Origin of the sequence: Sphingomonas hankookensis (assembly GCF_001619955.1) — a bacterium.
Taxonomy (GTDB): domain Bacteria; phylum Pseudomonadota; class Alphaproteobacteria; order Sphingomonadales; family Sphingomonadaceae; genus Sphingomonas; species Sphingomonas hankookensis_A.
The window spans coordinates 26,521-50,775 of record NZ_LQQO01000010.1 but is presented as its reverse complement, the minus strand read 5'-3'; the positions used below and the strand labels follow the sequence as shown (position 1 = coordinate 50,775).

Sequence of the window (24,255 nt, the reverse complement as noted above, 5' to 3'; positions counted from 1 at the left end):
GGTACGATGACGTCACGAAAGAGCGCGGGGCCTTTTCGGGGTCGCGCGCTTCGCAAAAGAGGTTCGACACATGAAGACCGTGGCGCGATGGATGCTGGCCGGCGTGATGCTGGCGGGAACGGGACTGGCGGTGGCACAGCGACCGGCCAGGGCGCCCGAACTCGCCTATCAGCTGACCGAGGGGCAGAATCTCAACGCCTTTGTCCGCGAAGGGCCGGTCGCCGCGCACCTGCTGCTGCGCAACGGCACCGATCCGCGCATCCTCGTCGCCTTTCCCGCCGGGAACAGCGGGGTCGGGCTGTGGTTCGAACCTGTCGGGCGCGCGGCGACCTGGCGTCTGGAACAGGCGCCGCGCCCGACCACCGCGCCGGGCATCGCCGGTCCGCAACCGGCCGTGCAGACCATCGCCAGCATCGACGCGCCCGAACTGCGGGTGAAACAGGCGGTCCTGTCGTCGATCCGCTTCCTGCGCGACTATCAGTCGGTGGGTCGCTTTCCGGCCGACGTCGCGGTCGATCCGGTCGTGTCGGGCAACACGATCCGCTGGAGCCGCCCGCGCCTCGATGGCAGGCCCGGCTATCTGCTGCAGATAAGGTTGCTCTCCGGCTCGATCCGGGGCGGCGTGCTGGTCGCCGCAGCCGGCCGGCCGCTGCGCATGGAAATCCTGGCGTCGAGCGGGGAGACGCCGTTGCACGGCCTTGCCGCGAACGAATTGCTCAACGCACGTGCCGCCAACGATCCCGGCGCGCGTAACGCGTTGCGTTTCCTCAGCTATCGCGAAAAATTCCTCGCCGGGTCGTGGCGGTTCCAGACCTATTTCGGTCGCGACACGCTGATGTCGCTGCGCCTGTTGATGCCGGTGTTGCAGCCGCAGGCGATCGAGGCGGGGCTGGGTTCGGTGCTCGCCCGGCTCGATGCGCGCGGCGATGTCGCGCATGAAGAGGGCATTGGCGAGTTCGCCGTGGTCGACCGGCGTAAACTTAATCAGCGCAGTGACGCGGCCGTGCTCGATTACGCGATGGTCGACGACGACTATATGCTCGCCCCCGTCGCCGCCGCCTATCTCCTCGACCACGGCAACACCGCCACCGCCCGCGCCTTCCTCGACCGCCCGATCGCCAGCGAAGCCATCCCCGGCACCACCGCCCCCGCCGGAAAGGCGTTAGTGCGTAACCTTCGCCACGTTATCGACAGCGCACGCCCCTTCGCCGACCGCCCCGAACCCTCGCGCCTGATCGCGATTCCCAAGGGCCGCCTGACCGGCCAGTGGCGCGACAGCGAAGAGGGGCTGGGCCGCGGCCGCTATGCCTATGACGTCAACGCGGTGTTCGTGCCCGCCGCGCTCGAATCGGCGGCGCGGCTGCTGCGCGCCGGACTGCTCGACCGCTACCTGACGGCGCAGGACCGCGCTGCGCTGTCGCGGGCCGATGCGATGGCCGCTGTCTGGCGCGACCGCGCCCCGCCCCTCTTCCGCGTCTCGATACCCGCGACCCAGGCCCGGCCGCGCATCGACGACTATGCCCGCACGCTGGGCATCCCGGCCGCGCCCGCGCTCACCGCCCTCGGCACTGCGCCGCTGGTCTTCCATGCGATCGCCCTCGACGACGCCGGCCGGCCGATCCCGATCGTCCATTCCGACGAAGGCTTCACGCTGATGTTCGCGGAACCGTCCCCCGCCGATCTGGAAACCTATGTCACCGCGGCAATGCGACCGTTTCCCGCCGGGCTGATGACCGATATCGGCATGCTCGTCGCCAATCCGGCGCAGACCGACGCGAGCGTACAGGGGCGCTTCACCCCGGCCGCCTATCACGGCGCGGTCGTGTGGTCGTGGCAGCAGGCGTTGTTCGCCGCCGGCCTCGAGCGGCAGCTCGCCCGCCGCGACCTGCCGCCCGCGACCCGCGCGGTCCTGACCCGTGCGCAGGCGACATTGTGGCGCGCGATCGCCGCCACCCGCGCGACGCAGAGCTCCGAACTCTGGTCGTGGGACTATAGCGGCGGGCGATACCGGGTCATGGCGTTCGGCGCCGGCAAGCAGGACGTGGATGAATCGAACGCCGCACAATTGTGGAGCACCGTCTATCTGGCGGTGCAGCCACCGCGCGCGCTCAGCCCAGCGACAGGAAGGCGGTAACCGTCAGCCGCCCTTCACGCGGATCGGCACTCAGCACCGCGCCGGGCGGGATCGATCCGCTGTGCAGCAACGCGCTGCGATAGATCACCGCCCGGTTGCAGCGCGCATCGATCGCCGACACCTGTTCGAACATCGGGGTGGATCCGGCGATAAAGCCGTGCGGCGGCACCCGCCGCACCTCGCGGGTCACCGCGTCGAGATAGGCGGGTGCACGCGTCGCGTCGATCGTCTCGAACCCGGTCGTGCGATGGCGGTAGAATGCGGTGCCGCCGCTATCGCCCGCGCCCAGATAATGGACCAGTGCGATCCGGTCCGGCTCGACCGCGTCGAAATGCGGCAATCGCTGCTCGACGGACAGCCGTTCGGGCGGCACGGTCACGATCGAGAAACTGGCATCGAGCAGCGCGACGCCGCCACGATGACCGAAGACATGTGCCAGCACCTGCGACAGCGCCGGCCGCACCGCCTGGAAATAATCGCCCGGCAATGCCGCGCGGATGCCCGGATATTGCCGTCGCGCCGGTTCGAACCGGGCGGCGGCGGCAATATCCCGCAACGCTGCCGGGTCGGGATGGAAATGGTCGACGATCGCGATCGGTTGCCGCTCCGTCCCGACCCGCCGAGCGACGATATCGGGCGCGGTCATGCCGTGCCGATGATCGCGGCCAGCGCGGCATCGTGCAGCGGCAGCGTCGGCGCGGCCCGCGCGACCACGTCGGCGATCTGGCGGACCTGCGCCTTATTCGTCGCGCTGTCGATCGCATCGGCCAGAGGGTTATAGCCCTGCGCCACGATCCCCTGACCGTTCAGCACCGCCAGCCAGCTCGCGTCGCGGAACAATTCGTCGGCATCGAGGATGATCCGCCCCGATCGCCGATACTGTTCCTCGCGCGCGATCAGTGTCTCGGGCAGCGTCATCGTCCGGCAGTGCTGCCACAGGGGGGCGGGGTTGGTGTTGGCGTGATAGTGCAGGATCAGGAAATCCTTTACCCCGTCCATGTCGCGGGCGAACACGGTGTTGAACCGGTCGGCCAGCGCCGGGTCATGGTCGCGGTTCGGGAACAAGGTCAGCAGCTTGGCGATGCCGCTCTGGATCAGGTGGATGCTGGTCGATTCCAGCGGTTCGAGGAATCCCGACGACAGCCCGATCGCGACCACATTGCCCCGCCACGGCCGCCGCCGCGTGCCGGCGGTGAAGCGCAGGAAGCGCGGTTCGGCCAGCGCCTCGCCATCGAGGTTCGCCATCAGCGTCGCCGCCGCCTCGTCATCCGACACGTAGCGGCTGGCATAGACATAGCCGTTGCCGGTGCGATGCTGGAGCGGGATGCGCCATTGCCACCCTGCCGCGCGTGCGGTCGATCGCGTGAACGGCGTGGTCGCCGCGACCCGGGCGCACGGCACCGCGACCGCGCGGTCGCAGGGCAGCCAGTGCGACCAGTCCTCATAGCCCTCCCCCATCTCCCCCGCGATCAGCAGCGCGCGAAAGCCCGAGCAGTCGATGAACAGGTCGCCCGCGATGCGTTCGCCGCGCTCGGTGACCAGCGCGGTAAGCAGGCCGGTGTCGCTATCGCGCTCGACGTTGCGCAACTGTCCCTCGACCCGGACCACGCCCGCGCCCTCGCTGCGCCGTCGAAGGAAGGCGGCGTAAAGCCCGGCATCGAAATGATAGGCATAGCCGAGCGTCGACAGGATCGACCGCGGATCGCCCACCGGCTTGGCGAACCGTCCTTCTGCCGCCAATTGCGTCGCGAGCGAAAGTGCGGACAGCGGCACGTCCATGCCCTCCGCCTGCGCCTTCAGCCAGCGATGGTGGAAAGCGACGCCGGGCAGCGTCGCCCCGAACTGTCCGAAGGGATGGAAATAGCGATGTCCCGGCGCGGCCCAGTCGACGAACTCGATGCCGAGCTTGAACGTCGCCTTCGTCGCGCGCAAGAATTCTGCCTCGTCGATCCCGATCAGCTCGTTGAACCAGTGGATCGTCGGGATCGTCGCCTCGCCCACGCCGACGGTGCCGATCGCATCGGATTCGAGCAGGGTGATCGCGACCGTATCGCCGAAACTGCGCGACAGCGCGGCCGCCGTCATCCAGCCGGCGGTCCCGCCCCCCAGGATGACGACACGACGAACGCGATCCGGTGCTTGCATGGTCGCCGTGGTATACCGCCGCTTCCGTGGTGAGAAGCGGGCATCGCCGGGCCCGCGATCAATCGACCCCGGTCAGCGCCAGCAAGGCAAAGGTCGCGAGCCAGTGTTCGCCCATATAGTCGCCCGCAATCTCGCCCAGCGCGGCGGACAGATGCGCATCGGCGGCAGCCTCCAGCACGCCGCCCGCAGTACCGCCGATCGCGGGTGCCAGCGCGCGCATCGCCCAGGCGCGGCTGAGGTTCAGGCCGTCGAGATGGGCGATGCGCCCGTCGCTGCGGTCGCTGATCCGCGCCGGGGTGAGCAGCGTCGCCGGCTCACCTGCCCCCAGCGCGGGCAGGAAGTCGGCGAACCACGCGACAAAGGCGTCGGCGGGCAGCACGCGCTGCATCGCCATCGCCTCCATCAGCACCGGCGACAGAAAATCCTCGCCACTCGGCTCCCACGCCTGCGCCGCGCGGTCGGTGTCGAACCAGTGCCGCACCCGCTCCGCCATCAATTCGCGCAGCGCCGTATCGCCCGTCACCCGCGCATAGCGATCGGCCAGCACCACCGCGAAACCGGTATTGGCATGGATGCCAACCCGCACCGGATAGGTCATCAGCGGCAGATGCGCGCGCCAGCGCTCGGCAAAGGCATCGGCCAGCGGACGCAGCGTCGCGGCATGCGGGCTGCCGGCGACGATCAGTTCGCTGTGCAGCATCAGCAACCACGCCCAGCCATAGGGTCGTTCGAACCCGCGCGACATCGGTTGGTCGAGATAGGCGCGCTCCGCCGCCACCTTCTCCGCGGTGAAGGCATCGGCGAACAGCGCGTCGATCGCGGCGGCTTCGGCCAGATCGGGGAACAGGCGGCGGATGCGCGTCAGCAGCCAATAGCCATGGACGCAGCTATGCCAGTCGAAGCTGCCGAAGAAGATCGGATGCACCCGGCGCGGCAGATAGGCGTCGGCATCGCCGGTCATCACATGGTCCGCCTTGTGCGGATATTCGCGCGTCACATGGCCCAGCGCGATGCGGGCGAACGCCGCTGCCTGATCGGGAGTCATCGAACCAGTCCTCCGGGAAAGGCGCACAGCGCCAGCACTGCGATATTGAAGACGAGCAGGACGATCGCCGTCGGCCATTGCACGCGGATGACGCCGAAACGGTCGCGCAATTCGAGGATCGCGGCCGGCACGATGTTGAAATTGGCCGCCATCGGCGTCATCAGCGTGCCGCAAAAGCCCGACAACATGCCCAATGCCGCGACGATCGCGGGATCGCCGCCGAACTGGCGGATGACGATCGGCAGCCCGATGCCGGCGGTCATGATCGGAAAGGCGGCAAAGGCATTGCCCATCACCATCGTGAACAGCGCCATGCCGACGCAATAGGCGATGGTGGCGAGCAGCGGCGTATCGAGCGCGACGACATTCACGACCCCGTCCGCCACAACCTTCCCCACACCGGCCAGCGCGAAGACGCCGCCCAACGCCGCCAGCATTTGCGGCAGGACGATCGCCCAGCCGATCGCATCGACCAGCCGCCGCGCCTCCGCCACCGGCGCGGACCGCGGCAGGCGGGTAAGCCGCATCGCCAGCACCAGCGCGACGACCGCGCCGATGGTCAACGCGACCAAAGTCACCTGTTTCGGATCGATCACTGGGGCGCCTGCAATGCGACCGTCGCCGACCGACAGCGTCCCTGCGAGCGTCACCAGCGGTATCGCAAGCGCCGGCACGAACAGCCAGTTGCCCAGCCGCGCCGCCTGCACGCCCTGCGCCTCCGCCGAACTGGGTGCGGGCGGCACCGGGTGCAGTCCCCAGGTGGCAAGACCGACCATGACGAGGACGAGGCAGCCATTCGCCAAGTCGGGCAGCCACGGCCCCACCCCCAGCAGCAGAGCGAACACGCCCCAGAAGCCCGCATTGCGCCACCGCGTCGGCTCCGCCCGGTCGAGCGCATGATGGATCGCGACCGCCGCCGGCAGGGTCGCCGCCGCGATGCCGAGCGCGTCCAGCCCGATCATGCGCGACGCTTCAGGCGACGGTCGAGCAGCAGCAGCCGCGCGCCATGGACGAGGAATGCGGCGATCGCGGTCGGGATCGCCCACACCGCCACTTCGAGCGGCGCGACGGTCACGCCATCCTGTTCGAGGATCGCACGGATCAGCAGGATCGATCCGACCGCGATGAACACATCCTCGCCGAAGAACACGCCGATATTGTCGACGGCGGCGGCATGGGCGCGGATGTGATCGCGGGTCTGCGGATCAAGCGGCCGGTGTTCGTCGCGCTCCTCCGCACCCTCGGCCATCGGCGCCACGATCGGCCGCACCATCTGCGGATGCCCGCCAAGCGAGATCAGGCCGAGCGCCGCCGTGATCTGGCGCAGCGCGAGATAGCCGATCAGCACCCGGCCCGCCGTCGCGCGGCGCAGCCCCTGCACGATGGCGCGCGCCCGGACCCGCAGCCCGGCGCGCTCCAGCAGGCCGATCGTCGGCAGCACGAGGAACGGGATCGCCAGGAACCGGGCATCGACAAACGCCTTGCCGATCATCGCCACGACCTCGACCGGGCCATGGCCGGCGGCGGCCGCGCTGGCCAGCGCCGCGACGGTGACGACCAGCAATGGGTTCACCCGCAGCGCGAAGCCGATGATGATGATCGCGATCCCCGACAGGACCAGCATGGCGCCCCTCCCCCCTTACAAGGTCGCGGCGGCGCGGGCCGCCTGGTTATACTGCCCCGACAGGCGGCGCAGCAGGTCGGCCGCGTCGGACAGTTGCGCGCTGTCGGGCCCGTCGGCGACGATCGCGCTGGCCAGGACCCGCTCGCGGATTTCGCGATATTGCGCGCAGAAATCGCGGCCGGCATCGGTCGCCGCGACCAGCTTTTCCTTCCCCGCACGGTGCGTCGCGATCAGCCCGGCGCGCTCCAGCTTGCGGATGGCGTAGGTGACGAGGTGCGTGTCCTCGATATCGAGGACAAGGGTGATGTCGGCGATCCGCTTCGCCCGGTCGCGGTGGCGGACGGTATGGAGAATCAGCACCTCCAGCGGCGACAGCGCCAGACCGGCGGCCGCCGCGCAACGCGCGATCCAGCGTTGATAGGATGCCGCCGCCAGCGTCAGGCTGAACTCCAACTCGGACAAAGCGGGCGCGGCGCCATCGGCAAGATGCGCCGACGATACGATAGCCCGCCTGTCCTGTGCCATGCCCCGATCCCCTTTCTCCGGCGGAGGGTTGCGCCGGCGCGCAAATCTGTCAATCCAGCTTGATCATTTGTCGACGATTTATCGACGATTCGTCACGGAGGATGGACATGGCGGGCTGGTCTTTCTGGATCGATCGGGGCGGCACCTTCACCGACATCGTCGCCCGCGCGCCCGATGGATCGTTGCAGACCGCCAAGCTGCTGAGCGAAAACCCGGAACGCTATGCCGATGCGGCGGTCGCCGGCATCCGCACCATCCTGAAGCTGGCGGACGACGCCCCGCTGCCGGCCGAGGCCATCGCCGCGGTCAAGATGGGTACGACCGTCGCGACCAACGCGCTGCTGGAACGCAAGGGCGCACGGACTTTGCTGGTGGTCGATCGCGGCTTTGCCGACCTGCTGGCGATCGGCGACCAGACCCGGCCGCGCCTGTTCGACCTGGCGATCCGCCGCCCCGCGCCGCTGTACGACGATGTGATCGAAATCGGCGGGCGGATCGATCGCGACGGCGTGGAGGTCCTACCGCTCGACGATGCCGGGACGCTCGCCCTGCTGACCGCCCGCCGGGTGGAGGGGTATGACGCCGTCGCGATCGCGCTCACCCATGGCTGGGCGCATGCCGCGACCGAGGCGCGGGTCGCCGCACTCGCCCGGCAGGCCGGGTTCGCGCAGGTCTCGGCCAGCCATGCGGTCAGCCCGCTGATCGGGCTCGTCGCGCGCGGGCGGACGACGGTGGTCGATGCCTATCTGTCGCCAGTGCTGCGCCGCTATGTCGACCGGGTGGCAGGCGCGCTCGGCCCCGTTCCGCTGCACTTCATGCAGTCGAGCGGCGGGCTGGCCGATGCGCGGGCGTTCCAGGGCAAGGACGCGATCCTGTCCGGACCGGCAGGCGGCGTCGTCGCGGCGGCGCGGACAGCGGAAGCCGCCGGGTTCGACCGGGTAATCGGGTTCGACATGGGCGGCACCTCGACCGACGTCGCGCTCTATGCCGGCCGGTTCGAGCGGGTGCTGGACGCCGAGATCGCCGGTGTCGCGATGCGCGTGCCGATGATGTCGATCGAGACGGTGGCGGCGGGCGGCGGTTCGATCCTGCACTATGACGGGTCGCGGTTCCGCGTCGGGCCCGACAGCGCGGGAGCCGATCCGGGGCCGGCCTGCTACCGGCGGGGCGGGCCGCTGACCGTGACCGATGCGAACGTGCTGGTCGGCAAGATTCAGCCGGCCTATTTCCCGGCGGTGTTCGGCCCGAACGGCGACGAACCGCTCGACCTCGCCGCGACGCGGGGCGGCTTTTTCGATCTCGCCGTACGGACGGGCATGGACGATCCGCGTCGGGTTGCCGAAGGTTTCCTCGACGTCGCGGTCGCGCAGATGGCCGCCGCGATCAAGCGCGTCGCACTCGAACAGGGGGAGGATGTCGCGACTTTCGCGCTGCAATGTTTCGGTGGCGCGGGCGGGCAGCATGCCTGCCGCGTGGCGGAGGTGCTGGGGATGCGCACGGTCCTGATCCATCCGTTCGCCGGGGTGCTGTCCGCCTATGGCATGGGGCTGGCCGACAAGGTCGCGATCCGGCAGCGTTCGGTCGAACAGCCGCTGGGCGCGGCGCTGGACGCGCTGGTCGCGACGCTTGGCGACGACGCCGCGCGGGAGGTCGGTGCGGACGCTCGCCGGGTGGTGACGGTCAATCTGCGCTATGCCGGCACCGATACCGCGCTGCCGGTCGACTGGGCCGATGAGGATGCGATGCGCGCGGCGTTCGAACAGGCGCATCGCGCCCGGTTCGGCTTCGTCAGTCCCGAGCGCGCCATCGTCATCGACAGTGTGGTGGTGGAGGCGATTGTCGCCGGCGAACCGGTTGCGCCCGTGCCGCTGCCGCCGCGCGATGGTGGCCTGCCCGCGCCGCTGGACCATGTGACCGTGTGGACCGGCGGCGCGGACCATCGCACGCCGGTCCATGACCGTGCCGGCCTGCGCCCCGGCGACCGGATCGCCGGCCCCGCGCTGATCCGCGAAGCGATCGCGACGACGATGGTCGAACCGGGCTGGACCGTCGAGGTCGGCGCTGGCGGCGAACTGGTCCTGCGCCACGACGGGGCCGCCGCGCGCGGCGCGCTCGATCCGGCGGTCGTCGATCCGATCCAGCTCGAACTGTTCAATACCCGCTTCATGGGCATTGCCGAGCGGATGGGCGTCGTGCTGCGCAACACCGCCAGCAGCGTCAACATGAAGGAACGGCTCGACTTTTCGTGCGCGCTGTTCGATGCGCAGGGGCGGCTGGTCGCCAACGCGCCGCATGTCCCGGTGCATCTGGGGGCGATGGGGGAGAGCGTGCGCACCATCCTCGCCAGCCGGGGGAAGACGCTGAAGCCGGGCGACGTCGTCGCGCTCAACAATCCGTTCAACGGCGGCACCCATCTGCCCGACGTGACGGTGATCGCGCCGGTGTTCGACGATGCGGGGCGCGACATCCGCTTCTTCGTCGCCAATCGCGGCCATCACGCCGATATCGGCGGGCTGACCCCTGGCTCGACGCCCCCCGCTTCGCGCACGCTAGAGGAGGAAGGCGTGGTGATCGACGACTTCCTGCTGGTCGATGGCGGGCAGCTGCGCGAGGACGCGTTCCGTGCGCTGCTGTCCGACGCGCGCTATCCGGCCCGCAGCCCCGATACCAATGTGGCCGACATCAAGGCGCAGCTTGCCGCCAACGCGACCGGCATCGCCGAACTGTCCGCGCTGGTCGCCGCCAGCGGCTGGCACGTCGTCGAAGCCTATATGAGGCATGTCATGGCCCATGCCGAGGAAAGCATCCGCCGCGTGCTGACCCGTCTGGCGGACGGAGCGTTCGACTATGCAATGGACGACGGCACGCCGCTCAAGGTCCGCGTCACCATCGACCATGCGGCGCGTGCGGCGACGATCGACTTCACCGGCACCGGTCCGGCCAGCACCGGCAATATCAACGCACCCCCCGCGGTCACGCGCGCGGTCCTCCTCTACGCCTTTCGCTGCCTGGTCGGTGAAGACCTGCCGCTCAACGAAGGCTGTCTCGCGCCGCTCACCATCGTCATCCCCGACGACACGTTCCTGTCGCCGCCGCCGGGCCGCGCCGTGGTCGCGGGCAATACCGAGGTCAGTCAGGCTGTCTGCAACGCGCTGCTCGGCGCGCTGGGCGCCTGCGCGGCGGCGCAGGGGACGATGAACAACTTCCTGTTCGGCAACGACCGCTATCAATATTACGAAACGATCTGCGGCGGGACCGGCGCGGGGCCGGACTTTGCCGGCACGTCCGCGGTGCACAGCCACATGACCAACACGCGGATCACCGACCCGGAAATCCTCGAGCATCGCTACCCGGTCCGGCTCGACCGGTTCGCGATCCGCCGGGGATCGGGCGGCAAGGGAGCACGGTCGGGCGGCGACGGCGTGGTCCGTGCGATCACCGCGCTGGAGCCGATGACCGCCACCATCGTCGCCTCCCGCCGGACGGTCGCGCCCTTCGGCCTCGCCGGCGGCGGCGACGGCGCGGTCGGCACGCAGCGGGTCGAACGGCACGACGGCAGCATCCGGCCCTTGGGCGGCGTCGATCAGGTCGACCTGCGGCCAGGCGACCGCTTCGTTATCGAAACCCCGGGGGGCGGCGGCTACGGCGCCGCCTGAGCCGCCCTACCCGTTCGCCGGGATCAGCCGACGGCGGCGAGATGCGCGAGCACCATGTCCGGCACCGACCGCGCACGATCGATGTAGCGCGCATTGGCGCGCGCAAGCTGCGCCTCATACGCGGCGGCAAGCGCGGGCGCACGGGCGCGGAACCGCGCGGGAATGTCCACCGCCTCGCCCGCGTCGCGCAACGGCTGGGTTTCGCGATAGATCTGGTCGAGCATGCCATGCGCCCGTTCACGCACCGCTTCGCCGAATTCGGGGTCCGGCACGCGACTGGCGTCCTTCAGCCAGACGGCGATCAGCGTCGGCAGGACCGAGCTGCTGGTCGTCAGTGGCCAGCAGGCGGTGGCACAGGCGGTCAGCGCGACCCGCGCATCGCTCGACGGCGGCTCCTCCTCCGCCGCCCGCTCGATCCGCCGGCGCAGTTCCGCCCAGTCGCGTCGCGCCGGCGGCGTCCCGGATGCCTCGGCATGGTATAGCTGGCCGAGTTCGGCACGACAGGATACGGCCAGCCGGTCGGCCGCCATCTCACCCAGCAGATGATCGACGATTCGTTCGGGCACCGGGGACAGGTCGGCACCGGCCGGCACGCGCTCCACCCAGGCCAGCGCCGCATCGACCGCCCGATCGGGACCGGCATAGGCGGTCATCGGATCGAGCAATCCCGCCAGGGCCAGCGGATAGCCGAAGCGATCGGCATAATCGGCGCTGTCGCCGCCCCGGGTCGATACGCCCAGCGGCGTGCCCCCCCGCCCGTCCCATGCCGTCGCCCCGAACCGCAGCGTATCGTCCGCCGCATGCGCCCGCAGCCGGTCGAGCAGCGCCGCCTTGACCGCCGGATCGCCCCCGAACGCGCCGCTCACAAAAGGCTCTCGATCCACGCGGTCAGCTGCGCCCGCGACCGGAAACCGATGACGCGGTCGACCTCCGCGCCGTCACGATACAGCGAAAGCGTCGGCAGCGAACGGACGGAAAAATGCTCGCCCAGCGTCGTGTCGGCGGCGACATTCGCCTTGCAGATGCGCAGATCGTCCGCAAAGTCCCGCGCCAGATCGTCGAGGATCGGAGACAGCGCGGCGCAGGGCGCGCAAGCGGGCGACCACAGGTCGAACAGGGTCGCCCCCTCCTGCGCGGTGACGTCGACGAAATCCATACCGGTGACATCGGTAACCTTGCGAACCATGGCTGTCGTGATCCTTTGCGGCATGGCCGCGCCGTCCGGGCGCGGCGTCAGCCGTGCCCGGTGGGTTGCTCGATGGCGGCGGCCTGCGCCTGTCCGTCGACGATGGTGAGACTGTGGGTGTGGTGCTTCAGCAGCGTTTCGTCATGGATGACGCTGATGATCGTCGCGCCCGGGATTTCACCGGCCACGCTGTCGTAGAAATTGCGGGTATTGTCGGCGTCGAGCGCGCTGGTCGCTTCGTCGAGCACCAGCACGTCGGGGCGATGCAGCAGGATGCGGGCCAGCGCGATCCGCTGCTGCTCGCCCGGCGACAGCTCCTCCTGCCACAGCCGCACGGCATGGATCTGATCGGTCAGATTGCCCAGCCGCACGCGGCGCAGCAGCGCCTGGACCACGCCGTCGTCATGCTCCTCCGGCCGGTCGGGAAAGCAGACCGCGGCCTTCAGCGTCCCGAGCGGCAAGTAGAGCCGCTGCGGCACGAACATCACCCGGCGATCGTTCGCCAGCGCGACGCTGCCATGGCCATCGGGCCACAGGCCGGCAAGGGCACGCACCAGCGTCGACTTGCCCGCGCCCGACGGACCGCGCAGCGCCCAGCGTTCGCCGGTGCGGACCGACCAGTCGCCGATCGTCACCATCGGTTCGCCGTGCGGGCGGCGCAGCGCAAGGCCTTGCGTCGTCAGGACGATGCCCGGCGCCGTTCCCGCACCGACCGCGATCCCGACCGGACCGGCTTCGTCCAGCGCGTCGTCCAGCCCCTTGATACGGTTGAAATAGCTGACCTGCTGACCGATCAGCTGATAGCTTTTGACGAAATAGCCGAGCTGCATGCCCAGCTGCGCGAAGGCATCGCGCCCGGCCATCAGCTGCCCGAAACTCATGCCGCCGGCGAAATAGGTCGGCACCATGATGAACAGCGGCAGCACCGTGCCCATCCGGTCATAGATGCTGCTGGCGCCGGTCAGTCCGAGCGAACTGTAGATCACCGATCGAAAGTTCAGGCGCGCCGCGTCGAACGACCGTTCCATCGCCTGCCGTTCGGTCGCGACCGCGCCGGCCAGCCCGATCTGCGCGGCATTGCGCCGGACATGGATCAGGCCGGAGCGGAAATCGGCTTCGCGGTGCTGCTGGCGCATCATCGCCCGGACGAAGGGTTGGCCGATCTTGGCCGTCAGATACGATCCGATCAGCGCATAGGCGACGGCGTACCACACCGTGCTGCCGGGAATCGAAAAGGCGTTGCCGCCCAGCGAAAACTCGATCGGCGGCGCGGTTTCGAGCAGGATCATTGCAAAGGTGACGCCGCTGACGATCGATCCGAGCAGGCGCAGCGCGATGTGCAGCACGCCGACCGACATGCCGACCGCCGCGGTGATGTTGTTCAGGTCGTCGGCGATACGCTGGTCGGGATTGTCGATGATCCGCAGCCGTTCGATCTCCGCATAGCGATTGCGGCGCATCCAGCGATCGAGATAGTCGCGCGTCAGATAGGTCCGCCAGCGGATCGACAGCAGCCCGTCGATCAGGTTCTCGGTCAGGATCATCGCGACCTGCATCGCCATGATGGCGAGGAACACGATCATCAGCGGGACCAGCTGTGCCTGGTCGCGCTGTTCGATCGCGTCGAAGAACTGCCGCTGCCACTGGTTGGTGCGCAGCAGGATGAAGGCGGTGCCGAACTGGAAGAACAGCAGCGTGATCAGGGCGAACCACGCGAATTTCCAGTCCGGCGACCGACAATAGCCGCTGACCAGCCGCCACGCATCGCGCCACCGTGCGGTAGCGTCCTGGGGTGGGGCAAGGCCCGTCTCGCGACGGACCTCCCCGCTCTGCGTGGGTTGCGGCATCATGCGTCAGGGGCCCTGTCGATCAGAAAAAACGGTAACCGACCGTCAGGCGCCAGGTCCGCGTCTCCCCCAGCGGAAGATAATTGGTGAAGCGCGTCGGCTGGTACGTGCCGCGATCGAACAGGTTTCGCACGCCGATGTTGATGTCAAGATCGCCGACCGACAGGAAGCCGTTGAGATGCGCAAGGACCGCACCCGGCGTGCGATAGCGGTCGAACATGTCGATCGCCGAACTCGACTGTCCGGCGACCTGCACGCCGATACCGGCCTTCGCCCGCTCGCCGATCTTGTGCTCATACGATCCGTACAGGCTGTACACGTCGCGCGGCTGGCCGTTGACGGTGTCGCCCAGCACCGCCGACGGCACGAGGAAGCGGTATTTGGTCCGGGTGAAGGCAGCGGACAGCGACAGCCCCGGGATGGGATTGCCGGTCAGGTTCACGTCGATCCCCTGCCCCAGCTGACCGGGGATCGCGACCTGGAACCGGCGATTGACCGGATCGGGGACCAGCAAATTGGTCTGTCGGATGCTGAACCACGATGCGTTGAGCAGGACGCGTTCGTCGAACAGGTCCCATTTGATGCCGGTTTCCGCGTTGCGCGTCTGATTGTCGGGCAGGCGGTTGCGGAAACGGTCGGTCAGGAAATTCTGGATATAGCCATAGGCCAGCGTGCCGAAGACCGAGAAATGGTCGGTGATATCGACGACCGCGCCATAGTTCGGAACCGTCTTGCCGCCTTCATAGGGCCGGGCCGGAACCCCATTGAAGATCGAGCGCGACTTCATCTCTGCGGCGCAGCCCGGCTGTCAGGTGGATCGGCCCGATCCCCACCAGATACTGGCCGTAATAGCCGCGCTGCTTCATGATCGACGTGGCGGTCGCGTTGAAGTTCACCGCCAGCGGCGGCAGCGGTTCCGGCATCAGGAAATTGTACGGGAACATGTTGCCGTCGCTGGCATAGATCGAATCGACCGTCGCATCGACCTGGGTCATGCCTCCGACCAGCTTGTGCGACAGCGGGCCGGTATCGAACGTGATCCGCGCGAACGTGTCGAAGGCATCGTTCTTCGACGTCTGACGCGTACCGCCGGTCGAAATCAGCAACACGCCCGAATTGTCGAGAACGACGAACGGCGAATATTGCGCCAGCGCGAAATTGATCTTCTGATGCTGGGCACGGCCGACGACGGTCAGCCAATCGGTCAGCTTCTGGGTGATCTCCGCATTGAACTGCGTCGTTTCGATCTGGACGCCCTGATCCTTGCCGCCGACGAGCGGGCGGTCGAACGCGACGTCGAACGGCTTGCCGGTGGCGGTGTTCAGCACGGTGTAGGGCGGCATGCCAAAGATCTGGTTGCCCAGCGTCGCCGACACGATGATGTCGGTGCTGCCGTTCTTGTACCGCAGGCCGGGCGCGAACAGATAATCCTCCGTCCCGCGATAGCCGCCGAAATTGCGGTCGGCGGTCGCCGCCGTCGCGACGATGCGTGCGCTGAAGCGATTGTCGCCGGAGATCGCGCGATTGGCGTCGAGCGTCCCGCGGATCAGCCCGAACGATCCGACATCGCTCGACACATACAGCCGTTCCTCGGCATTGGGCTTCTTGGTGACGATATTGATCGTTCCGCCCAGATTGTCGCCGCCCAGCAGGATCGCGTCGGGCCTTTCAGCACCTCGATCCGCTCGACATTCGCCAGCGGCAGCGTCGAACCCGCCGCGAACATCGCGCTGGACGACGACGGCAGGCCGTTGACCGCCCCGTTGGAATCGAACCCGCGCACGGTGAAGCTGACACCGCCCTGCACGGTCGCGCTGTTCACGACGACGCCGCCGGCATTGCTCAGCGCTTCGGACAGGGTCTGTGCCTGTTGCCGCTCCAGCAGCTTGGCGGAGATGACCTGCGTGTTGCGCGGCTGATCGCGCAGCGACTGGCCGAGGCGCGAGGAGCTGGTCGACCCGCGCACCAGCACGCTGGTTTCCGCCTCGTTCGGCCGGGCGATGACGACGACGTCGTTCAGGACGGTGATGACGCCCGCGTCATTGACGTCGATCGCCACCGGCAGCCCGCGCGTCGCCTGCGCGACCGCATCGCGCTCCGACTGCGCATTCTGCACCGGGCGTGCGGTCAGCCCGCGGATCGCGTCCGGATCGATGTTCAGCGGTGAGCCCCATTCCGCTGCGATCCGTTGCAAGGCGTCGCCCAGCGGCATCGCCGGCTGCGATTGCGTCTTTGCCTGCGCCAATGCCGTTCCCGGCACGGCGGCGGTGGCGAGTGCCAGCAGGCTTGCGGCAGCGATATGATGTTTCCCCATGTTCCCCATCCCCCTTTTTGATGAAGGTTTGCCTTGTCCGGCATCGCCGCCCCGCGACCCACCGGGCAATTTCGACGCTATGGCCCCAACGGGACGACGACCGGCGTCCCGAGCTTCATGCGGGCGAACTGGTCGCGGATGCGCTGCCAGTCGCCGACCAGAACCCAATGAACCTTGTCCGGGTCCGCCAGCAGGGCGGAGGCCGCGCGCAGCTGCTCGAGCGTCAGTGCGCGCAGCCGCGCCGGCTGCCGCACGACATCGTCATGGGGCAGCCCGTCCGACTGCGCATCGGCCATCGCCGCCAACAGGTCGCTGTCCCCCTCCAGCCTGGCGGCGTTCTGGTTCGCGGCGGCCGATGCGATACGGTCGAGCTCCGCCTGCTCCGGCGGACGGTCGCCGGTCAGGCCGCGCATCTCCTTGATGAGTTCGGCCACCGCATCGCCGCTGTGATCGCGCTCGACCGTGCCGGCCAAAATCCAATGCCGCTCGCCACGGGTGGCGTACAGCCCGGACCCAATCCCGTAGGTCCAGCCCTTGTCGACCCGCAGGTTGCTGCCGATCCGGGCGGTCGGATTGCCGCCATAGACTTCGTTCGCGGCCCACGCCGCCGTCGCATCGATCCCGTCCGGCCGTTCTGCACGCGGCAGGAGGCGGCCCGCCATGATATAGGTCTGCGACGCTTCGGGCTGGTCGATGACGGTCAGCGACGGCGTCGGAGCGCCTCGTGCGGGTGGCATTTCCGGGGTCGGCGCGGCAGGCCCGATCGCGGTCCAGCCGGTCAGCGCCGCCTCCAGCAGCGGTCGCAGCGTCGCCATGGTCGTGTCTGCCGCGACATACAGCGTCGCACGATCGGGCCGGACATGCCCGCGAACCCATTCGCGCACCTGCCCCGCATCGATCCCCCCGACCGGTTGACCACCCGCAAGAGGATGCCCCTCGCCATACAACGCCGCATTGAGGGCGCGTTCGGCAAGGGCGTTGCCGTTCGACTGTGCTTCCCGCAATTTCGCCGTTCGCGCCTGCTTGGCGGCAGCGACCGCTTCCGGCGTCAGGTCGGGCTTCGTCAGCAGATCGCCGAGCAAGGCGATGCCGTGCGTCCGTTCCGCCGCGCTCCAGTTCATCGTCAGATCGGCATGATCGGGCTCGACCATCGCGCCGAACCGGCTGTTCAGCCGCTCCGCCCGTTCGGCGCGGGCGCGCTGGTCCGGGGTTGTCTGCGTCCCGGCCAGCAGGTCGAACGCCAGCGAGGCGATCTGTCGCGACGGCCCCGCGAAACCGGCATCGTCGAAGCGCAGGCGCACGACATCGGTCATCGATCCCGGACGCGGCACCAGCAAGACCTGCAATCCGTTGAACAGCTGCACCCGCTCCACCGCCGGAAAGACGATCGGCGCCATCGGCCCCATCGGTGGCGCCCCCCGGGTCAGGTCGTAGCCGCCGCTCACCGCCCGCAATTGCGGCTTCGGCCGTGCGATCAGCCGATAGCCAGGGCCGCCATAGACCGGCGCGACAGCCTTGCGCACCCTATCGGGCGTAGCCTCTCGCAGCTGGCGGAAATAGGTTTCGGCATAGTTGGGATCGGCCGTCTGCCCCGCCGCCCGCGCCAGCAGGAATGCCTTGCCCGACGTGCTGCCCTGCAACCCGACCATATATTGGATGCGCGCCGCCTGGGCCGCCGCCAGTTCCGCCGGCGTCGGACCGTTCGCCGCGTACTCCGCGATGACCGCGTCGATCTCCGCCTCCGCCCGCACCATCTGCTCCGCGGGAATGCCGTCGACCACGAACCCCATGCGGCTCGACAATTGCCCTTCCTCGAACGTCGGAAAGACGCCGTTGGCGATGCCCAGCTGCTCGACCAGCCGCCGGTTGAGGCGCGAGCGGGCACCCGCCGCCATGATATGGGCCGTGAGGTCGAACGACGCGATGTCCGGCGATCCTTGCGGCGGGGCGATGTAGGTCGCGTCGATGCGCCCCCTCGGCACGACGCGATGGATTTCGCGCCGCACCGCGCCGGCCAGCGGCACGCTTCGCGTCAGCAGCCGGTCGAGCGGCAGCCGGGGCGCCAAACCGCCGAAATACTTCTCGACCAGCCGCCGCGCGTCGTCGCCGGTCACGTCGCCGGCCAGGATCAGCGTGGCGTTCGAGGGACCGTAGAAGCGGTCGAACCATTGCCGCGCCGCCTCCACGGTGACGGCGTTCAGATCCGCTTCCTCCCCGATCGTGCTGTGACGATAGGGATGGTCGGCGGGATAGAGGTCGGCAAAGCTGATCGCGTCGGTGGTGCCGTCGGGCCGGGCAGCGCGCTGGCGCTTTTCGTTCAGGACTACGCCGACCTCGCGCCGGACGCGATCGGCGGTCAGCGCCCCCCCGATATGGCCCATGCGGTCGGCTTCGAGGAACAGCACCCGTTCCAGCGCCGCGCTCGGAAACGTCTCGTAGAAGCGGGTTTCGTCCTGGTTGGTGACCGCGTTATAGTCGGAGGCGCCGAGATCGCGCAGCGAGTCGAAGGAATGCCGGTTCCAATGCTCGCTGCCGTCGAGCATCAGATGTTCGAACAGATGGGCATAGCCGTGCTGTCCCGGCTTCTCGTCCTTCGACCCGACATTGTAGACCAGCGTCGCGGTGATCAGCGGGACGCGACGATTGGTCTGCACCACGACCGTCAGGCCGTTCGCCAGCGTGAACCGGGTGATCGGATCGGTAATCGCCCGTTGCGGGACAGCAGGCGCCTTTACCGGTGGCCTTGCCACCCCTGCGCGCGGTTGCGGCGCCGGTGCCGCGACCCATCCGCCCATCGAAGCGGCGATCAGCGCAATAAACGGAAAGGAAGCTGCCATCCCCCGACATTACCGATTGCGGGCCGGTTTGCTTCAGGCCAAAGTCGGAAAAGATGACCAGCCTGTCCTACCCGAACGACAAGGACAATTTCGACGCGGCATCCGTACCGGAGACGGGCCAGGTGGAGCGCATCGTCCGCGCCATCGCAGCGAGCATCGGCGACGGCAGGCTAATCCCCGATCAGCGGCTTCCCTCGATCCGCGCGATGGCAGCCGAATATGGGGTCAGTCGCGACACGGTACAACGCGGCTATGACAAGCTGGTTGCCGGCGGACATCTCCATGCCCGCCGGGGCGCGGGATTCTACGTCGCGGCCCCGGCCCCGCGGCCGGTCGGGGACAGCGCGGCGCGGCCGACGGTCGACTTGGAGCCGTTCCAGCTCATTCATTCCAGCCTGCCACCCGATCGCTGCCCCGGCAGCGGCGTGTTGTCGCACGACGACGGGTCGCTCGACGAGCTGCATCGGGTCGTGCGGGGTGTCGCGTCGGGCGGCTATCGCCTGGGCAGCTATGGCGATCCGGCCGGCTATCTGCCGCTGCGCGAGCAGGTGCAGAACAAGCTGCGGATCGACGGGATCGATGCTGCGCTGTCGTCGATCATGACCGTTCCGGGGTGCGTGGCGGGACTGACCCTCGTCATCCGCGCCTTCATCCGGCCGCGTGCGTTCGCGCTGGTCGAGGACCCCGCATCGTTCATCCATACATCGGTCCTGCTGGCCCAGGGTGCCGAGATCATGCGCGTACCGCGCGAGGCGGACGGGCCGGACCTCGACGTGCTGCGCCTGCTGTGCGAGCGCTATCGACCGGCGATGTTCCTGCTGACGTCGGTGCTGCACAATCCGACGAGCAGTTCGATCTCGCTGCACAAGGCGCGCAAGCTGATCGAGATCGCCGCCGAGTTCGACATGATGCTGGTCGACGATGCGAGCTATGCCGACCTGTCGCCCTCATCGGGCGGGCGGCCGGTGGTGCCGTTGGCGGTCCTCGACCAGTTGGACCATGTGATCCATGTCGGTGGGTCGTCGCACGTGCTGGCGCCCGAGGTCGGCGCCGGCTTCATCGTCGCGAACGAGGCGCGGATGAAGCTGTTGCGACTGTTCCGACCGGTCCAGGGGCTTGGCAACATGCTGACCCAGGAGCGCGTCCTGTACCGGTTCCTGAGCGACGGCCTGTATCGCCGGCGCTGCGAGCGCATCCGCACCGCGCTCGCCCAGCGCGCCACCACCCTCCGGCACGCGTTGGCGGCGGCATCCTGCACTGTCGCGCCGGCGGGCGGGGGAATGTTCCTGTGGGCCGAGCTGGGGCCGGAGCGAAGCGGGATCGAGGTCGCGCGGACGATGCTGAAGCACGGTTTCCTGACCGCGCCGGGATCGCATTTCTCGCTGGGGAAGAGCGACAATGCCTATATGCGCTTCAACGTCACGACGACGACGCCCCTTGCGATCGAAACGCTGGCGGCCTGCCTGCAGGCGTAGCCGGTCGCGGTTGCGGGGCGCCCGTGACGGAACCGCCGGCGCGATAGCGGTTTGAGGTCGGGTCCGATCCCTCTGCCGCGAGTTGCCATGTCCCGCCCCACCCTGATCTTCCTGCATGCGCTGGGCATGCGCGCGCGATCGTGGCGATTGGTGCGGGAGCGGCTGGGGGATGTTCCATCGATCGCGCTCGACCTGCCGGGTTTCGGATCGGCGGCGGATCGCGGCGGCGGGGACGTGGCGGGCATGGTCGCGGCGGTGCGGCCGGTGGTGGCCGATGCCGGACGGTGTGTGCTGGTGGGGCACAGCATGGGCGGCAAGATCGCGACGATCGTCGCGGCGCAGGAGGGGCCGGCGGTGGCCGGGGTCGTGCTGGTCGCCGCTTCGCCGCCGGCGCCCGAACCGATCGACGAGGCGCGGCGGGCGCGGATGATCGAGTGGTTCGCGGACGGCAGCATATCGCAGGAGGATGCGGCGGCGTTCGTCGATGCCAACTGCGCCGCGCCGCTACCGCCGGTGCTGCGGGAACAGGCGGTTGCGGACGTGCGGCATGCCCGGGCGGCGGCATGGACCGGGTGGCTGGAGCATGGCAGCCGCGAGGACTGGCGCGAACGGGTCGGTCGCATCGGGGTGCCGGCGCTGATCGTCGCGGGGGCGGAGGACGGCGATCTGGGCGAGGCGGCGCAGCGGCGGCTGAACCTGCCGCATTATCCCGATGGCCGGGTCGAGGTGGTGGCGGACGCCGCGCACCTCATCCCCTACGAACAGCCGGACCGGCTGGCGGCGCTGATCGCGGATCATGTCCGCCGAGCCGATCAGGCATAGGCATAGGCCCCGCCGGCGGCGAGCGCGGCGCGATAGGCCGGGCGAGCATGGATGCGGTCGAGCCAGGCGATGATGTGCGGGCGCGAACCGTCGAGCCCGGCGCGATTGCGGGCGGCCTCCAGCGGGAAGCTCATCATCACGTCGGCGGCGGTCATCGCGTCGCCGGCGAACCAGTCATGGCTGGCGAGGTGCTGTTCGACATAGTCGAGATGGACGTCGATCATCGGCTGCACCTTCTTCTGCGCGGCCTTGCCCAGCAACGGCACGCGGCCGAGCACCAGCTTGACCAGCAGCGGCGGCATCAGCGAGCCTTCGGCATAGTGCAGGAAATGGCGGTAGTGCAGCGCGTTGCGGCGATGCACGGGCATGCCCAGCCGGCCATCGGCCTTTTCGACCAGATATTCGACGATCGCCCCGGTTTCGGCGACGACCAGCGATCCCCCGGCGCTGCCGGCGTCGCTGTCTTCGATCACCGGCGACTTGCCCAGCGGATGGACGCGGCGCAGTTCCGGCGGTGCGAGCATCGTCGCCTTGTTCCGCTCATAGCGCTTCACCGCATAGGGAAGGCCCAGTTCCTCCAGCAGCCAGAGCACCCGCTGCGACCGGGAATTTTCGAGGTGGTGGACGACGATCATCGCTGAATTCCCAAGGCGTTGCGGAACATGAGGCAGGCAATGCGACAGGCCGCGATCGGTTGCAGCGGATCGGACGAACGGCGGCGCGGAAGTTGGCGAAGGTTACGGATTTCGTATGTTTGCGGCGTCCCCGCCCCTGCGCAAATAAAGCTATTTTACAACTACTTAGCCTGCCACAAACAGCCATCGGGCGGCACCTTGGCCGCCCGATGTTGGTTCACATGTCGTCGTCGCCATCCTCGGCATCGGGACCGGTCATCATTTCCTCGGCCACCTTTTCGGTCCGCTGCCGGATCGAGGCCTCCAGCTTGTCGCGCAGTTCCGGATGTTCGGTCAGGAAGGTCTTGGCGTTCTCACGCCCCTGCCCGATCCGCACGCTGTCATAGCTGAACCACGCGCCCGATTTCTCGACGAGGCCGGCCTTCACGCCCAGGTCGAGGATCTCGCCGATCTTCGAGATACCCTGCCCGTACATGATGTCGAATTCGACCTGCTTGAACGGAGGCGCGACCTTGTTCTTCACCACCTTCACGCGGGTCGCGTTGCCGATGATCTCGTCACGGTCCTTGATCTGGCCGGTGCGACGGATGTCGAGCCGGACCGAGGCGTAGAATTTCAGCGCGTTGCCGCCGGTCGTGGTTTCCGGGTTGCCGTACATCACGCCGATCTTCATGCGCAGCTGGTTGATGAAGATCACCATGCAGCGCGAACGGCTGATCGATCCGGTCAGCTTGCGCAAGCTCTGCGACATCAGGCGCGCCTGCAGGCCGACATGGCTGTCGCCCATCTCGCCCTCGATTTCCGCGCGCGGCACGAGCGCTGCGACCGAATCAACCACCAGCACGTCGATCGCGTTCGAACGGACCAGCGTATCGGTGATTTCGAGCGCCTGTTCGCCGGTATCGGGCTGCGACACGATCAGTTCGTCGATGTTGACGCCCAGCTTCTTCGCATAGACCGGGTCGAGCGCGTGTTCGGCGTCGACGAACGCGGCGGTGCCGCCATTCTTCTGCGCCTCGGCGATCACATGCAGCGCGAGCGTCGTCTTGCCCGAGCTTTCCGGCCCGTACACTTCGATCACGCGCCCGCGCGGAAGGCCGCCGACGCCGAGTGCGATGTCGAGGCCGAGCGACCCGGTCGAGATCGCCTCGACCTGCATCGCTTCCTTCTGGCCCAGCTTCATCGCCGAACCCTTGCCGAATGCCCGGTCGATCTGCGCCAGCGCGGCGTCGAGCGCCTTTTGCCGTTCGCCCGCCGCCTTGTCGTTCGCTGCCGCCATCTTGCTATCGACCGCCTTCAGATTTGCCGCCATGTCCAGCCTTTCGAGTAGAGCAACCGCGTCGAGGGTTCAACGCGCCTTTGTTGGATTTGCATGTATTCGTTTTGTTCCCATTCCGCAAGAGTTGTTCGCTTCGGCGATAAACGCGATCGTGGTGCTGGTAGACCGTGCCGCCATCAAGAAAGACGATGGGCCACCAAGGAGGGAGAGCGACATGACGACACGGACATGGCTGGCGCTGGCGACTGGGATCGGCGGACTGCTGTCCACTGCGGCGACCGGGCCATTACCGGCATCGTGAACACCGCTTGACGACAGCGACGCTTCGCTTTGCACGCCAGCGGAAACGCCGCTGGCCGTCTGCACGATCGGCCGCAAGCGCGTGTCGATTTGTTCGCAGGGCAAGACATCGGTCTATCGCTATGGCCAACCCGGGCGGATCGAACTGGTCGCGTCCGACCTGTACTGGGCGAGCACCGGCTATTCGGGCGGGGGCGAGTTGCAGGTTACCGCGCGCAACAAGGGTCATTCCTACACGCTGTTCGATCGGATCGTGCGGACCGGGTTCGGGGCGGACGGGCTGAACCATCCGAAGGCGGACTCGGGCTTGGTCGTACGGCGGGGCGCGAAGATCGTGTCGGCGCGACAATGCAACCTGGTGCAGCCGATCGCGGCAGAAGTGCGCGAGCGGCTGCCAGAGGGCGGGATGGTGGAGCATTGAGTGGCTCTTC

General features: G+C 68.3%; 20 protein-coding genes. 5 read left to right on the top strand and 15 right to left on the bottom strand.

Translation table 11 applies throughout. From position 1 onward, the window contains the following. Window positions 1-70 precede the first annotated feature (70 nt). Complete coding sequence (locus AVT10_RS07020) at window positions 71-2,134, top strand: hypothetical protein (protein WP_066689587.1); 2,064 nt, start codon at window positions 71-73, stop codon at window positions 2,132-2,134. Here AVT10_RS07020 and AVT10_RS07015 read toward each other — a convergent pair. Genes AVT10_RS07015 through AVT10_RS06990 form a run of 6 tightly spaced genes read right to left on the bottom strand, consistent with a single transcriptional unit; the run spans window position 2,109 to window position 7,473 of the window. Beyond that, window positions 2,109-2,780: a DUF6445 family protein gene (locus AVT10_RS07015; RefSeq protein WP_066689586.1), complete on the bottom strand. Its 672-nt coding sequence runs from the start codon at window positions 2,778-2,780 to the stop codon at window positions 2,109-2,111. The two genes, AVT10_RS07020 and AVT10_RS07015, sit on opposite strands and share 26 nt — an antisense overlap. Continuing rightward, window positions 2,777-4,279 (bottom strand): tryptophan halogenase family protein, encoded by a 1,503-nt coding sequence (locus tag AVT10_RS07010; protein WP_066689585.1) that lies wholly within the window; start codon window positions 4,277-4,279, stop codon window positions 2,777-2,779. The genes AVT10_RS07015 and AVT10_RS07010 overlap by 4 nt, the downstream gene beginning before the upstream one ends. Before the next feature lie 58 nt (window positions 4,280-4,337). Further along, complete coding sequence (locus AVT10_RS07005; RefSeq protein WP_066689584.1) at window positions 4,338-5,324, bottom strand: DUF2891 domain-containing protein; 987 nt, start codon at window positions 5,322-5,324, stop codon at window positions 4,338-4,340. Continuing rightward, window positions 5,321-6,286 (bottom strand): DUF979 domain-containing protein, encoded by a 966-nt coding sequence (locus tag AVT10_RS07000; protein ID WP_066689583.1) that lies wholly within the window; start codon window positions 6,284-6,286, stop codon window positions 5,321-5,323. Before AVT10_RS07000 ends, AVT10_RS07005 begins: the two co-directional genes overlap by 4 nt. Further along, window positions 6,283-6,948 carry a DUF969 domain-containing protein gene (locus AVT10_RS06995; RefSeq protein ID WP_066689582.1) on the bottom strand — a complete coding sequence of 222 codons (666 nt, stop codon included), beginning with the start codon at window positions 6,946-6,948 and terminating at the stop codon, window positions 6,283-6,285. The genes AVT10_RS07000 and AVT10_RS06995 overlap by 4 nt, the downstream gene beginning before the upstream one ends. A 15-nt stretch (window positions 6,949-6,963) precedes the next feature. Further along, entirely contained in the window at window positions 6,964-7,473 is a 510-nt protein-coding gene (locus AVT10_RS06990) for a winged helix DNA-binding protein (protein WP_066689581.1), read from the bottom strand. A 101-nt stretch (window positions 7,474-7,574) separates the two neighbouring features. Between AVT10_RS06990 and AVT10_RS06985 the strand changes: the two genes are divergently transcribed. Beyond that, window positions 7,575-11,129: a hydantoinase B/oxoprolinase family protein gene (locus AVT10_RS06985; RefSeq protein WP_066689580.1), complete on the top strand. Its 3,555-nt coding sequence runs from the start codon at window positions 7,575-7,577 to the stop codon at window positions 11,127-11,129. Between the two features lie 23 nt (window positions 11,130-11,152). Here AVT10_RS06985 and AVT10_RS06980 read toward each other — a convergent pair whose 3' ends face one another. The 7 genes from AVT10_RS06980 to AVT10_RS06950 all read right to left on the bottom strand — a co-directional run bounded on the left by AVT10_RS06980 (window position 11,153) and on the right by AVT10_RS06950 (window position 19,313). After that, entirely contained in the window at window positions 11,153-11,995 is an 843-nt protein-coding gene (locus tag AVT10_RS06980; RefSeq protein ID WP_066689579.1) for a hypothetical protein, read from the bottom strand. Next, window positions 11,992-12,315, bottom strand: coding sequence for a thioredoxin family protein (locus AVT10_RS06975; protein ID WP_066689578.1), 324 nt, complete (start codon window positions 12,313-12,315; stop codon window positions 11,992-11,994). Before AVT10_RS06975 ends, AVT10_RS06980 begins: the two co-directional genes overlap by 4 nt. 47 nt (window positions 12,316-12,362) lie before the next feature. Further along, a complete protein-coding gene (locus AVT10_RS06970) occupies window positions 12,363-14,165 on the bottom strand; it encodes an ABC transporter ATP-binding protein/permease (RefSeq protein WP_232307915.1) in 1,803 nt (600 codons plus the stop codon). Between the two features lie 19 nt (window positions 14,166-14,184). Next, window positions 14,185-14,949 carry a TonB-dependent receptor domain-containing protein gene (locus AVT10_RS06965; protein ID WP_066689577.1) on the bottom strand — a complete coding sequence of 255 codons (765 nt, stop codon included), beginning with the start codon at window positions 14,947-14,949 and terminating at the stop codon, window positions 14,185-14,187. Continuing rightward, complete coding sequence (locus AVT10_RS06960; protein WP_066689576.1) at window positions 14,903-15,739, bottom strand: hypothetical protein; 837 nt, start codon at window positions 15,737-15,739, stop codon at window positions 14,903-14,905. The genes AVT10_RS06965 and AVT10_RS06960 overlap by 47 nt, the downstream gene beginning before the upstream one ends. Next, window positions 15,709-16,476, bottom strand: coding sequence for a Plug domain-containing protein (locus AVT10_RS06955; RefSeq protein WP_164523860.1), 768 nt, complete (start codon window positions 16,474-16,476; stop codon window positions 15,709-15,711). Before AVT10_RS06955 ends, AVT10_RS06960 begins: the two co-directional genes overlap by 31 nt. Window positions 16,477-16,553: 77 nt before the next feature. Beyond that, window positions 16,554-19,313 carry a M16 family metallopeptidase gene (locus tag AVT10_RS06950; RefSeq protein ID WP_066689574.1) on the bottom strand — a complete coding sequence of 920 codons (2,760 nt, stop codon included), beginning with the start codon at window positions 19,311-19,313 and terminating at the stop codon, window positions 16,554-16,556. Between the two features lie 53 nt (window positions 19,314-19,366). Here AVT10_RS06950 and AVT10_RS06945 point away from each other — a divergent pair, with 53 nt between their 5' ends. Then, on the top strand, window positions 19,367-20,788 hold the full coding sequence (locus AVT10_RS06945; RefSeq protein ID WP_066689573.1) for an aminotransferase-like domain-containing protein: 1,422 nt from the start codon (window positions 19,367-19,369) through the stop codon (window positions 20,786-20,788). Between the two features lie 87 nt (window positions 20,789-20,875). After that, window positions 20,876-21,610, top strand: a complete 735-nt coding sequence (locus AVT10_RS06940) for an alpha/beta fold hydrolase (RefSeq protein WP_066689572.1) — start codon at window positions 20,876-20,878, stop codon at window positions 21,608-21,610. On the opposite strand, the gene AVT10_RS06935 is transcribed toward AVT10_RS06940, so the two are convergent. Together AVT10_RS06935 and recA are read right to left on the bottom strand one after the other, a co-directional pair. Beyond that, complete coding sequence (locus AVT10_RS06935; RefSeq protein ID WP_066689571.1) at window positions 21,601-22,245, bottom strand: glutathione S-transferase family protein; 645 nt, start codon at window positions 22,243-22,245, stop codon at window positions 21,601-21,603. The genes AVT10_RS06940 and AVT10_RS06935 overlap by 10 nt on opposite strands. Window positions 22,246-22,462: 217 nt before the next feature. Continuing rightward, the gene (gene recA / locus AVT10_RS06930) at window positions 22,463-23,557 is read right to left on the bottom strand and encodes a recombinase RecA (RefSeq protein WP_198158514.1); all 1,095 of its coding nucleotides are present in this window, start codon (window positions 23,555-23,557) and stop codon (window positions 22,463-22,465) included. A gap of 349 nt (window positions 23,558-23,906) precedes the next feature. Between recA and AVT10_RS06925 the strand changes: the two genes are divergently transcribed. After that, entirely contained in the window at window positions 23,907-24,245 is a 339-nt protein-coding gene (locus AVT10_RS06925) for a hypothetical protein (RefSeq protein WP_066689570.1), read from the top strand. Window positions 24,246-24,255: the final 10 nt, after the last annotated feature.